The sequence below is a fragment of the Mesorhizobium sp. WSM3879 genome (assembly GCF_002294915.1).
GTDB lineage: Bacteria > Pseudomonadota > Alphaproteobacteria > Rhizobiales > Rhizobiaceae > Mesorhizobium.
The window spans coordinates 273,950-286,731 of the sequence record NZ_NSFZ01000001.1 but is presented as its reverse complement, the minus strand read 5'-3'; the positions used below and the strand labels follow the sequence as shown (position 1 = coordinate 286,731).

Annotated in this window: 9 protein-coding genes; 3 read left to right on the top strand and 6 right to left on the bottom strand. The window is 64.8% G+C overall.

Annotated elements, in window-relative coordinates:
• Positions 1 to 10 precede the first annotated feature (10 nt).
• The 3 genes from CK218_RS01395 to CK218_RS01385 form a co-directional block, all read right to left on the bottom strand.
• Entirely contained in the window at positions 11 to 1,534 is a 1,524-nt protein-coding gene (locus CK218_RS01395) for a hypothetical protein (RefSeq protein ID WP_095826642.1), read from the bottom strand.
• 66 nt (positions 1,535 to 1,600) lie between these two features.
• Entirely contained in the window at positions 1,601 to 2,707 is a 1,107-nt protein-coding gene (locus CK218_RS01390) for a cellulase family glycosylhydrolase (RefSeq protein ID WP_095826641.1), read from the bottom strand.
• Positions 2,708 to 2,727: 20 nt separating this feature from the next.
• Positions 2,728 to 4,878 carry a GumC family protein gene (locus tag CK218_RS01385; protein WP_095826640.1) on the bottom strand — a complete coding sequence of 717 codons (2,151 nt, stop codon included), beginning with the start codon at positions 4,876 to 4,878 and terminating at the stop codon, positions 2,728 to 2,730.
• 238 nt (positions 4,879 to 5,116) lie between these two features.
• Between CK218_RS01385 and CK218_RS01380 the strand changes: the two genes are divergently transcribed.
• Both CK218_RS01380 and CK218_RS01375 read left to right on the top strand, forming a co-directional pair.
• Positions 5,117 to 6,529, top strand: a complete 1,413-nt coding sequence (locus CK218_RS01380) for a lipopolysaccharide biosynthesis protein (protein WP_095826639.1) — start codon at positions 5,117 to 5,119, stop codon at positions 6,527 to 6,529.
• Positions 6,526 to 7,620 (top strand): glycosyltransferase family 4 protein, encoded by a 1,095-nt coding sequence (locus tag CK218_RS01375; protein ID WP_095826638.1) that lies wholly within the window; start codon positions 6,526 to 6,528, stop codon positions 7,618 to 7,620. The genes CK218_RS01380 and CK218_RS01375 overlap by 4 nt, the downstream gene beginning before the upstream one ends.
• Here CK218_RS01375 and CK218_RS01370 read toward each other — a convergent pair.
• A complete protein-coding gene (locus CK218_RS01370) occupies positions 7,606 to 9,081 on the bottom strand; it encodes a hypothetical protein (protein WP_095826637.1) in 1,476 nt (491 codons plus the stop codon). The genes CK218_RS01375 and CK218_RS01370 overlap by 15 nt on opposite strands.
• 281 nt (positions 9,082 to 9,362) lie before the next feature.
• Between CK218_RS01370 and CK218_RS01365 the strand changes: the two genes are divergently transcribed.
• The gene (locus CK218_RS01365) at positions 9,363 to 10,520 is read left to right on the top strand and encodes a GNAT family N-acetyltransferase (protein WP_095826636.1); all 1,158 of its coding nucleotides are present in this window, start codon (positions 9,363 to 9,365) and stop codon (positions 10,518 to 10,520) included.
• Between the two features lie 99 nt (positions 10,521 to 10,619).
• Here CK218_RS01365 and CK218_RS01360 read toward each other — a convergent pair whose 3' ends face one another.
• Complete coding sequence (locus CK218_RS01360; RefSeq protein ID WP_095826635.1) at positions 10,620 to 11,846, bottom strand: NAD(P)/FAD-dependent oxidoreductase; 1,227 nt, start codon at positions 11,844 to 11,846, stop codon at positions 10,620 to 10,622.
• Positions 11,843 to 12,523: a WecB/TagA/CpsF family glycosyltransferase gene (locus CK218_RS01355; protein ID WP_245425805.1), complete on the bottom strand. Its 681-nt coding sequence runs from the start codon at positions 12,521 to 12,523 to the stop codon at positions 11,843 to 11,845. The genes CK218_RS01360 and CK218_RS01355 overlap by 4 nt, the downstream gene beginning before the upstream one ends.
• Positions 12,524 to 12,782: the final 259 nt, after the last annotated feature.

Below are 12,782 nucleotides of genomic sequence, written 5' to 3'. Positions count from 1 at the left end.
CGATGCGAAGTCAGCCCGCCGCTTCGGCTCTTGCCGCCGCGGCCATGCGCCAGCGTGTTCCCAGCGAGACGCCCACGAGCAGCAGACAGAAGGCGAGGGCAAGAGGGGAGTAGAAAGCCTCCTCCTGCAATACGGCATTGGCCGAAATGGTGACGATGCCGACAAAGCCGAACAGGAAATCCGGGTCGCCGGTCTGGATAAGCTGCCGTCGCAATGCCACGGCCAGCGCCGCCAGGAAGCCGAAGAAGACGAGGCTCCCCACGCCCATCTGGTAAAGCATGACACCGACCGCGCTCTCGACCGGCACGGAGGCGGCGCCTTCGGCCTGGGCGGTCTGCCAGTTGAGATTGATGCTGGTGCTCGACAGGTTGCCGCCGAGACCCAAGCCCTGGCCGAGCGGATCAGCCAGGAAATCGCGCATGCCGGCAATCAGACCGAGGACGTGATAGTCGCCATGGGTGGCGCCATAGCCGATCGCCGCCGTCGTCCAGACCACGGCCAGGGCCATCGCGCCCATGAGCGCCAGACCGGCGCGGGAGGGGCTGTGGATCAGCCGCACGGTAATTGCGACGAAAAGCATGAAGGTCGCGCCCTTGGAGCCGATGACGAGCAGCAGCGGCAGAGCCGCGAGAGGCAGCACCCATCGTCCTTTGAAGAGCAGCCAGGCCGAAATGATGCTTAAGGCGTAAGCATAGCTGATCGGATGGAAGTTCGGGCCGCCGATGCGGAAGACGCTTGGCAGGATGTCGTTGAACAGGGGCGTGTTGAAGAAGGTCGTGGTCATCACGTCTTCGATCCCACGGTAAACGAAACCGGTTTCCTGAAGCGCTTTTTCCCACACGCCGGTCTCGACCTGCCGCGAGATGCTGCGCTCGACATATTGGTCGCCGTGGAACAGTCCGAGGAAATCCATGGTGAAGGTCAGTTCCGCATAGCCATAGACGATCGCGCCGGCGCCGAGCCACAGCATGCTCTTGCGCAGATCGACGGGATAAAGGCTGGCGGCGAGGACCGCGACGTGGAAGCAGGCGAGCGGCGTGATCGTGTTGCGGAAATAGACGACAGCGTCCTTGGGGTCGCCATGCACGACGCCGAGAGCGAAATAGAAACAAATCGTTCCGCACAGGACCATGCTCAGCAGCAGCCACGGGCGCAACTCGGTCAGCGCGCGGACGCGGTACTGAAATGAGGCGGCCAGGAAAATGCCGAACGCTGTCATCAGGATGATGAAGTTGGTGCCGCGCAGCGCGTCGAACGTGTCGTTGTCGGGAATGTAGGGGGTGAACCAGGCGACCACGAGGTTCTGAAAGAGAAAGGCGCAGATGATCAGCACCGGAACGCCCGCCGGCATCGCGTTCGAAACGATCAGCGTCAGCACGAATGTTGCGGCAATCCCGAACGGCGTCCACACGGCAAATGCGGAGACGGCCAGCGCAACGACAAGCAAGGCCGTGCCGACATGGAGCATGGTTTCGGGCGTATTCCTGCCCGGCAAACCCAGTCCGACGGGCGAAGAGACCTGCGTCGTGCTCATCGCTGATCCGCTCCGCTCGTCACTTGTCCCAGCAAGCGTAGATGGCGCCTGTCGTCCATTTCCGGCTTAACCTCCAAGGAGCGCGGCAATCATTGAGCCGTCGAAACCCTCGACGCTCTGCCTGGTCCTGATGAAGCCGAAACCCTGATCGAGCTCCCAATAGGTCCATGCCACATGGTTCGCTTCAGCCGCCTTGCGCACGGCGCGTACCCAGGAGGCGCGGCTTTCGGCATCCACGCAGAAGTTGAGCACACCGAATTCGTTCAGCATGACCGGGCAGCCGTTGGTCGTGGACCAGCGCGCCAGATCGGCAAAATCGGAGCCGATCCGCGCGCCCGTCCAAGGCGCCGACAATTCCTCTTCAACGAGGTTGGCGGCTTCTTCGTCGCCGGCCGACCGCAGTTTTGAGATAAGCCGGCTCACCTGGGCCATTTCCTTGCTTGCGGGAAAGGGCAGGTCCGCGATGCGGGCAAGCGGCGAGGCATCCCAGGTCTCGCACTGGTGGGTGAAGGCCAAGGGGGCGTAATAGTGAACGGCGGCAATCTGGTTGTCGTCGGCGAGCGGCGGCGTGTCGGCGATTTCCCAGATACCCTGAAACCGTGCCGGTCCCCAGATCAGCGTGTGGTGCGGACATTTCGCCCGCAGCGCCGCGGCGATCCGTTCCCGCAGCACCAGCCAGGCGCTCCGTTCCATCGGGGGCTCGTTCAGCAGCTCGGGATAGACCCACTCCGCAGGCAGATCGGCAACGACGGCACGTAACGCCATCCAGGCCTGAAGCACTCTTCCTGCGGCCGCCTCGGCATCGTTTCGAAAAGCCGCCACGAGCTCGCCAGAAGGATGCATGTCGAGGAGGACCGAAAAGCCCAGCCCGACAAGATCCCTGATCCCGTTCTGGATGCGGCGAAGCGTTGCCGGGTCGCCGTTGGAGACGAGATCGCCGTTGACCGGCAGCCGGATCGTTTCGAAGCCTGATTGGCGCAGCTTCTCAAGCGTGGCCGTGGCGGGAGCAAGCCCATCGTTTCGGTCGAGCCATCCGGGAAGGTTGAAGCCGTGCGACGGAACGTGGCCGGCCGTCGCGAGCGCAGCGGATTGCGGCAGAGGGGAGGCCGCGAAAACGGCTCCGGCGGCAAAGGCCAGCGCCTGTCGCCTCGACACCTTGGGCGGCGATGTCATCGATGCACCGCCTCCACGGTCTAGCCCCGGGCGGCGGCGCTGCGGCGCTGCTCGCCGGCCGCTCGCGGACTGTCGATCGCCGCGGCTGGCCGCGCGTCAGCCGGCGCGACGACAAGAGTGGCACTGCGACCGATCTGGCCGGCACCGAATTTTTGCGCGAGCAGCCTGGCGGCTTCCGAAGGCTGCTCGGAGGGGCTGAGCGCCAGAAGCGCAAGATCGGCTTTGGCGAAGAGCTCCGGATTCCAGCCGTTCTCATTGAGCGAGGGCGCGATCACGAGCACGAAATCGAACGCGCTCCCGGCTTCGGCCAGAATGCCACGGAACGAGTTGCGATCGGCAACGCCAGGACTTTTTTCCGCCACTGAGCTGCACACGATCGCCTGCAGACCGGTCGCGCCATCGATGAACAATCCGGCGCCGTCTGTCGTCGCGCTGGACAGACGATCGCCAATTTCCACCATCAGCACGTTCTGATCGGCCCGTTGCATGCCTATGCCCAGCATCGCGCCCGCAATCCTTGCCTCGAAACTGCTGTGGATCGAAGACACGAGGATGACGAACGGTTTGCCGTGGTCGTTCAGGTGCAAGACCATCTGTCGCATGATCTTCAGGGCGGCGAGCGACAGCGTTTCGTTTCCGGTCTGGAAGAGCTGTTTCCTGATCGCCTTGATGTTTGAATAGGCGGTCCCACCGGCGACGCCGGGCAGACGGTACTCGCCGAAATTGGCTGGCATCGGCAATGGCCGGGGGCTGACCGGCGCGCTGTCCTTACGGTCCACGACCGGCTGCGGCACGGCCGCCTTCGGCGCCTGCGGGTCCTCTTGCGGCTGCGGGACCGGACCAAGCGCCAGAGCGAGGCCGCATCCGGCGAGGAGCCCCAGAACGGCGCTCACCAAGAGAAGCAGGACCGGCTTCGGCCATGTCGGCTGGACAGGCGGCGAAGCCACGCCGATCTTGCGCGCTTCGGAAGTCTGCACGCCCTGCATCTGCGACGTTTCCTGCGCCCGCTTGAGATAGTCGTCGAGCACGGCGCGCGCCGCCTGGGCTTTCGATTCCAGCTGCCGCAGCTGTACCTGCGCGATGTTCGAGTTCGTCGACTGTTGGCGCAGAGCTTCGAGCTTGTCCTGCAGCTTGCCGACATTCTGCACGGCGAGATCATAGCTGGCCTTCAACTGCTGCCTGATGCGATCCGCCTCGGCGGACATCAGCCGCTTCAACCGCTCCAGCTCGGACTGCAGCCGCCCGATGGTCGGGTGGCGCGGCCCGTACATGGTTTGCAGGCTGGCAAGCTCGGTGGCGCGCTGGTTGTAGTCGTCGCGCAACTTGATGGCCGAGGTGGAGGTAAGAATATCCGCAAGCTTGGCGAGCCCGGCCGGCGAACTGCCCGCAGCCAGCGCCTGATTGTAGCGGTCCTTGGCCTGGTCGGCGTCGCCCTGGGCGGCGATCAGCTGCGTCGTCAGCTGATCGAGCTGCGACTGCAGCGTGCCGCCGTCCGTCGAATTGACGATATTGTGTTTCGTCTTGAAGTCCTCGACCGCCCGCTCGGCGTCGCTGACGTCCTGCTGCAGGCCGGAGATCCTGTCCGTGAGCAGCGTATTCACGTCGCTGTTGGCGCTCTCGCGTTCTCCCACCAGGCCTGCCCGGTACTGATCGACGATGGCATTGGCGATGCGCGCGGCCTTTTCCGGCGACGGCGACGTGAAGCTGACATTGATGACGTAGGTCAGCCCTTCGCGCTCGACAGAAACCTTGCTCTGGAAGCGCTTGAAGGCGGCGTCCTGCGGCGCGCTTGCGCCGGCTCCGAACAGACGTGAAGCAAGGCCGCCGCCGGCGAATTCCGGATCGCTGTCGAGCTTCTGGCTTTTGAAGACGGCGCCGAGCAGGTCTGGCGACTGGATGACGAAGACCTGGCTGGCGATAGCGGCGCTGTCGGAGCCGATCCCCGGAAGCACGTTGTTGAAATTGGTCGCGCGCGTGTCGCGGGGGTCGATCAGTATCGAGGCCGTTGCGGTATAGCTTGGTTTGGTCACCGCAAGATAGGAGAGCGCCAGCAGCACTGCCGCGCCGGCGATGGCAAGCACCATCACGCGTCGCGCCCAAAGGATGGCCCACACTGCACCTATGTCGAACAACGGCGTAAGAGTGCGCTCGTCGATACTGGCTGGCTTCATCGATTTTCCTCGTCGAGAGCCGCGACTTCACGACCTCACTCGTCTCCACAGTATTAAGGATTATCGTTAGCCATCCGTTAAGCTTGGCGGCGTGACGATGCGCTCGGCGCTGGCGATGCCGGTAACCATGCGAAGCGTTCGCGCTGGCGCGGTTGCGGCATTTTGCTTATGCAGGATCGGGTTTTGAGCGTCGTCGTAGGTGCGGGTAGCCCATCGCCGATCGTCTCAGGAGGCGAGGTTGAAGGACAATAAAGGGAACCGCGAGGCCGCCCCCGGGGCAGGGGCCAGCCCGGCGACCGACATACGCATGTCGGTCACGGCGCTTGCCAAGAGCGGCGCCGTGGCCGGCATCATCAAGCTTGCCAGCGCGGGCCTGTCCTTCCTGATGTTCGTGGCCGTGGCAATGGTGACGAACGAACGCGAGTTCGGCCTTTACAGCGCTGCCTATGCCGGCGCGAGCCTGGTTTCCTTCTTCGCTTCGGTGGGCCAGCAGAGCACCGTGCTCAGGTTCTGGCCTCAATATGCCGGGCTGGGCGATCTCGGCTCGGCTCACGGGCTGATGGCGCGTGCCATTCTCGTGGCGCTGGCCGGGCTTGTCGGCACCAGCCTGCTCATCATCGTGGTGGGATTCCTGCCCTTCGTCGGCAGGGGAACGCCGGAATGGCTGCCGCTATGCGTGGCGGCGGCGGTGCTGTCGTTCTCGCTCGGCTGGTCGGAGTTTACCTCGGGCGCCTTCCGGGCCAAGAACGCGCTGATATCGGGCCTGCTGCCGCGGGACATCATTTGGCGCGCGGCGACAATCGCCGCCGTTGCGGCGCTGCACTTCATGCAAGTGAAGATCGATGCGATCGCGGCGACATATCTGACGGCGCTGCTGCTCATCCTCTCGGTCGTCCCGCAAACAATTGTGCTGTTGCGCGACACGGCGCGGGCAGATCGAGGTGGTCTCACGGAAGGGCAAAAGCAGGAATTCAAGACGGTGACGCTTGGCCTGTGGGGCGTCACCTCGCTGCCGCCCGCGCTCGGCCAGGTCAGCACCCTGCTCGTGGCGATGATCCTCGGGCCAGAGGCGGCAGGCGCGATCTTCGTGGCGGACCGGACCACGCGCTTCGTGACCCTTGCCCTCAACGGCATCAACCAGGCGCTGGCGCCGCAGATATCGGCGGCCTTCTACAGCGGCGACAGGGCTCACGTTCAACGCATCACCAGCCTCGCCGCGCTTGGCGGCTCGGCCATTGCGCTGTGCGTGCTGGCGTCCTTCTGGATATTCGGCGACTTCATCCTGTCCATCTTCAATCCGGCCTATGCGACGCCGACCATGAGGGCGACGCTGGTCATCTTCGGCATCGGGGCGACGTTCGGCACCGCTTGCGGCCCGATCGAAGTCCTGTTGCAGTTGACGGGTCTGCAGCATGCGCTCTTCAAGGTGCTGGTCATCGTCAACGTTGTCGGACTTTGCGTGACGGCCGTGGCAACTTACTACCTCGGGTCCATAGGAGCGGCCCTCAGCATTGCCGGAACCGTCATCGCATGGACGGCTTTCGGGGTATTGATCGCCCGGCGCAGAATCGGCATCAACCCGTCGATCCTCGGCTTGTCCCTGGACAGGATCGGGCTGGTGCCTCATGCCCTCCTGAAAGGGCGCACGTGAAGATCGTCCAAGTGCAGACCCAGGCGGAGGCTGCGGGGGCGCAGCGCATCTCCGACATGGTGGGCGAGGGATTGCGGGTGCGGGGGCACGAGGTGCGCACCGTCTTCATGTACCGCAAGACCGAAGCCTACGACCGCGATCCCAATGTGGATTTCGTCCTGACGGATAGACCGCGCGGATTGCCCGGGCAGATCCGGGCGACCGTCGGCTTGGCGCGATATCTGCGCGCGGCACGCCCCGACGCAGTCATCACTTACCAACACTATGGCAACATCTTCGGCACGCTCGGCGCCCGGCTGGCCGGCGTCAGGCACATCGTCGCAAACCAAAGCGGCGCCCCGCAAAGCATCGGCGTCATGGGGCTGCTCTCCCAGATCGACAAGCTGATGGGCACGGTCGGCCTTTACCAGGCGAATGTCGTCAATTCCGGCTGGACGCAAGCGCAGTTCGATCGCTATCCGCGCTCCTATCGGCGGCGTATGCGTCGCATCGATCACGGCGTACCCGCGCCGGGCGAGGAATTCGACAAGGCAGCGGCGCGCGCCGCCTTCGGCCTGCCGCAGCACGTTTGGCTGGCCGTATCATCGGGCCGACTGACGCCGATGAAGAACCAGATCGCGCTTGTCGGCGCGCTCGATCGACTGCCCGACGTCCATGTCGCGCTGGCAGGCGCGGGGCCGGAGCGCGAGGCGCTCGTCGCCTTTGCCGAAAGCCGCGGCATTGCCAACCGCCTGCATCTCGTCGGCGAGGTTCCGCCGACGCGCATCTTCGAATTCCTCGCGGCCGGTGATGCCTATGCGTTTGCCTCGATGACGGAGACCTTCGGCCTCGCCTGCGTCGAAGCCGCCATTTCCGGGCTGCCGGTCGTGGCGAGCAACCTCGACGTCTTGCGCGAGGTGCTGACCGCGGAGGACGGCTCTCCCGCCGCACTGTTCGTCGAGGCCGACGCCGCCGGCATGGCCAGGGGCCTTGGCGATCTGTTTGCGCGGCCGGAAGCCAAGGCCAGGCTTTCAGAGGCGGGACGGCGGCTGCGGGATAAGTATTCGCCGGCCAGGATGTGCGCGGGCTACGAGGCGCTACTGCTTGCCTGACCGCTTGCGCACGGCGGCGATCCCGTCGATCACTTCCAGGCGCCCGGCCCGATTGAGTGTATGGATTTTCGGATAAGGAAAGTCGCCAGCCGCATCGATCGGCCGCGGCGGCGACAGCCGCACCGTCTGCTGATTGAGCTCCAGCAACTCCGAAAGGCCCAGCCCGCCGCCATAGCCCAGCGTTCCGTCCTGGACCGGAAGAAGCACGCGGCCGTCGCGGTTGCGGACGAAGGCTCCGCCGGGGCGGGCCATGCGATGGTCGATTAGGACCGGGTTCACCGGATGCGGCCGCCACGGACCGGCAAGCGCGGGGGCGGAGAAAATCACCAGCGTGTCAGAAGTGCTTCCATGGCCGTCACGGTCCGTGGCGAACAGCCAGAGCATGCCTTCATGCTCGAACAAGGTGGCATCGGAAATCTCGCCTTCGACCAGCACGGTCTCGGCAAGCCAGCTGTCCGGGAAGCCCGACGCGCGGTAGAGCGTGAGCTTGCCGCCGGCGCTCGCCTCCGGCAGCATCCAGATCGCGCCGTCGCGCTCGAATACCTGCGGGTAGGAGAGGTGGTGAGCCTCCTCCAGCACGACCCGAGGCTCAACTGGAACGCCATCCGCATCAAACGGAACAACGGAAATGACCGCCTTTCCGGTCGCGTGCGGATAGTCCTCGACGAACACGAAGGGCTGACCCTGCCACCAGAAGGGGAACGGGTCGGCATAGAAATGATCGCCCGGGTCCGGCAGCACCGACCAGCCGGTGCCGAGCTTGCCGGTATCGGCGACGCCCAGGGCATCGGTGAAGCGATAGCCGACACGCCAATGCGCGTGGCGGAAGCGCGCGCGCCGAAGCGCTTCCCGGCCGAGCCGCGGCAGCGCCGCGCCGAGATAGGCGGATGTGAACCCGCCTCGCTCGCCACGACCATGGATTTCAGCCACTGCCTCTCGTGGCAGCCGGTCCGCCGCGAACGCGCGGGTGACCGACTGAACCAGAGTAATGGCGCGGGCGAACACGTCCTCGGTGCCGAGTGCGGTGGATTCCCGCTTGTCGACCATGGGCCGCGCCTGGCCGACCACCGTCTTCCTGTCGAGCACGGCCTCGATCACCGGGAGCCTGCCGGCCGCGACGGCGATTGCAGCCGACAGATCGGCGCTGGATCCGTCGAAGCGAAGGCCGATGGTGGGGACATTCGACAAGGCCGCATCGCCGGCAAGATCGAGCCTCAGCGCGGCGGGGCGCCCGCCGGGCCGTGCCGGGATTGCTTGCACCGCGGACCCGAGAAGGGGTCCGCGCCGGCGGAAAAGACGTTGCTCGAACTGGAAGGCGGCTTTTGCCGCGGCCGGCCAGGTCGACGGCCCGGGCTGATGCGCCACCGCGACATCGTGGCCGTCCGCCTCCAGCCGCTCTATGGCGAGCTGCTGCCAATGGCGGGGCGCCGATTGCGGAACGATGACCTCGATCGCCAGCATGTCTTGGGCGGCTATGTCCTGCTCGGATTTCCAACAATAAGGAGCGAGAGACTGGCCGAAAATACTTACATCGGCGTTACACGCAAAACCGGATTTCTACTTTTCCGGCATGATTTTCGACTTGCGATCCCGAAGCGGTTGTGGTCGTCCGCCCCGGCCTGCCATGCAACGCAAGATTAGCGGTTTCGGCATATACCAAGATTCCAACAATCGCGGCGGCCGGTCTTGACCTGGAACGTAAGAAGTCGTGGATAGCCGCTGTCCCTGCCGGTTCGGATCACATGTTTGAAGTCACTGCCGAGGATGCGTTCGATTTCCGTTCGACGGAGTACGCCGAGCTCTTCGCCAGCTCGGCGGCAACCGCTTTTCAGCATCCGATTTGGCTCGCGCAACTTTATGAGAGGCTCGTGCGGCAAGGCGCCGCCACGCCACTGATCATCGTCGTCCGCGTGCGTGCGAGCGGAAGGCTCGCGATGGTCCTGCCGCTGGTGAGGCGCCGCTACACGCTGCTGAAGGTCGTGGAATTCGCGGATATGCGGGTTTCGGACTATGTCTCGCCCGTCGCCGACGAGGAGACCTTCTCCCGCATTCTTGCCGACGCCCGCACCGTCGCCGCCATCCGCAAGCATCTGCGGCCATACGATCTCCTGCGCATAGGCAAGCTGGCGGACCGCTCCCTGGCGATGGAGCGCCTGCTTGGCGTCGACAAGCGCGACAGCATGGGCATGAGCGCCTATTCCAGCAAGCTGGAGCCGACATTCGCCGGCTGGCGCGAGCAGCGGCTGGACCAGTCCTATCGCAAGGAGCTGGACAAGAAATCTCGGCAGCTCAACCGCATCGGGGAGGCGCGCTTCGAATGCGTTGACGGCCCGGCCGCGGTCCGCACGACATTCGATGCCCTCAAGCTCTATCGCGGCAAACGCTTCGACGGCAGCAACGGTCCGGCCGACCTTTTGCAGCTGCCTTCCTATTTCGATTTCTACCTGGCCGTGGCCAATGAAGGGTGCGGCGGCTTCGCCCGCACCTATGCATTCTGGATGAACGGCCAGCCGATCGCCGGCGCGCTCGGGCTCAAGCACCGCGGCTCGCTCCTGGTCATCCTCGGCGGTTTCGACGAGGCCGGCTACCGGAAGCAGTCGATCGGCAGCCTGATGTTCGAGCAGATCGCCCGCGATTGCATCGAGCGCGGCGATCAACACCTCGATTTCACCATCGGCGACGAGCCCTACAAGCGCGTCTTCGGTGGCCGGCCTTCACCGATGTGGCAAATCTACCGCGCAGGCAGTCCGCTCGGCTATGCGGCGCATCTGACGGTGCAGAAATTGCCGGCGGCCAAGGCGCTGGCGCGGCATATCCTTGAGGCCGCGCATGTCAAGAAGGCCAAGCCTTCGGCTGTCATCGTGCCGCCGGCTGCCGATGAAGCCGCCGAGTCGTCCTAGTTGAAGCGGGTCGGATCGGACGCCTTACGCTAGCTTCAGGCGGTCGCGCACGCCTATGCCGAAGCGTCCTTTGAACGAAATGCGCCGGCTGACCCGCAATCAGGTCACGGCTTCCACTTGCGGCCGCTTGAGACCGCGCAGCCGCGCGGCAAAGCTCGGGCTGAACTTGTCGATCTCGTGCAGGATGCGGCGACGGCTGAAATGAACCTGCCGGCGCGCGCGCCAGCGCAGGTCCGTGTCGATGGTCAGGCTGCGGCGGAAATTTGCCAATTCGAGCCCCCGTTCATCCATCGCCTGCTTCATGGGATCATCATAAAAGGTGGCGATCTTCGCCGCCGCCATGCCGGGCGAGGCCATCCACTGCGGCACGTGCACCATGCACAGGCGCTCCACATCGGTGAGGAGGCGGCTGACACCTGTTCCGGCGGCCGGACAGGATGTCTGATAGGCGTCTCCGATCAGGACGACGCCGTCGCGCTTGCAATTTTCGGCTACGGTGATGTCGGTGAGCCAGCTCGAGACGCGGTCGATGACCTCGAAATCGCCAAAGGTCTTGAGGAGTCCCGGAAGCGTTTCAATGAGCGTTTCGCGCGGGCGGTCGCGCAGCGCCTTGACCCACGGGTCGGTATGCTCCCGGAAAACAAAGAGGTTGGCGCGGGTAACGCCGCCGGCCGGGAAGAAGTTGAGGTAATCGATGCCGTCCGAAACGCGTTCGCCGTAATAGGTCAGCGCCGGATGCTTGAACGCGCTTGCTCCCGCCGGCCGGACATTGAAACCGAAAGTCAGCGATTGGCGCTGGTGGACGAACCGGCGCTCGATGCCGACGTCGCGCCGCAGGATGTCGCCCATGCCGGTGGCGAGCACAAGCAGGCGAGCCGTCACATCCGGCTGCCCGATGATCGACACACGCTGCCGCTCTGGGCCGGCCTCCACAGCGCTCACCCTGCCGGCGACGAAGCGTACGGCCTTGGGCAGTTCGGCCCGCATCGCCGCGACGAGGTCGTCGTAAAAAATGCCGTAGTGGCGGGCTCGCGTGCGGTCGAGTACTCGCCCCTTGCGCACGTTGACGATCTCGTCGAATGCCGCGGCCGCCGTGGAAAGACTGTCGAGGAGGCCGATCCGGCGCAGCTTGTCGATTTGGTCGCCGGCGATCTTCTCGACACGGAACTCGCGCGGAAAAACGGGGTGGCGGTCGATCAATGTGACACGGTAGCCCGACCGGCCGAGGAGAGTCGCGGCAAGTGTCCCGGAGAGCCCGCCGCCGACGACAGCGATCTCCGTGTCGGTTCCCTCCGGCAGCGGACGAAGCGAATGTTCGGCTGTCATTGGGAATACCTCAACAGGGCATAAAGGGCACGCGGATTGGTGGTGAAGTAGCGCCAGAACAGCCGGCGCGGCTCCATCAACATGCGCCACAGCCATTCGAAACCCGCCTTCTGGACCCAGAGGGGGGCGCGCCGGACCTTGCCGGCAATATGGTCGAACAGCCCTCCGGAAGTCTTGATCACACCGACATTCGAGAGCCGCGAGCCAAAATCGCGGACAAAGATCTGCTCGCGCGGCACGCCGAGGCCGAGCCACAATATGTCCGGTGCAAGCGCGTCGATCTCTTCGAGCTTTTTCTCGAGCGCTTCGCCGGTGAGGTAGCCATGGCTGTGGCCGACGATGCGCAGGCGCGGATAGCTGGCTTTGATGGCGGCCACGGCCTTGGCGTTCCCGGCCTCCGTCGATCCAAGCAGGTAGAAGGTCGCGGCCTCGTTCTCGGCGAGCTTTGCCACATCGTGGAACAGATCGGTGGTGGCCACCCGTTCCGGCAACCGCGTGCGGCACAATAGGCGCGAGGCGAGAACAAGCGGCTGGCCGTCGGCGAAGATCTGATCGGCTTCCCGGAAGAGGGCGGCGATCTCCGATTTCGCGCGAGCCTGGGCGATGACGTCGCCGTTGGCGGAGGTGAAGTAGTAGGGACGGCTGCCATGGCGGTGCTGCCGCGCCGCCGCGAGCATCAGGCGGGCGGCGCCCTGCCGGTCGATCACGGTGACAGGCAGCCCGCCAAGCTGCACCGTCGGCAATGCAGGCAGGTCCTGCCGGGAAGGGGCTGCTTCCAGCGCTGCCACGGCGGTCACGCTTGGACGTCCGGTCGAAGTCTGGTGCTGCAACCGGGGAAAACGAGAGGTCTCATGGTTCGCGGACGTCAGATGTTGGCTGGAGTGGAGCGGATCCGATCCGCCGGTCGTAGCGCTGTGTTGTTCAAAATCTCTTTTT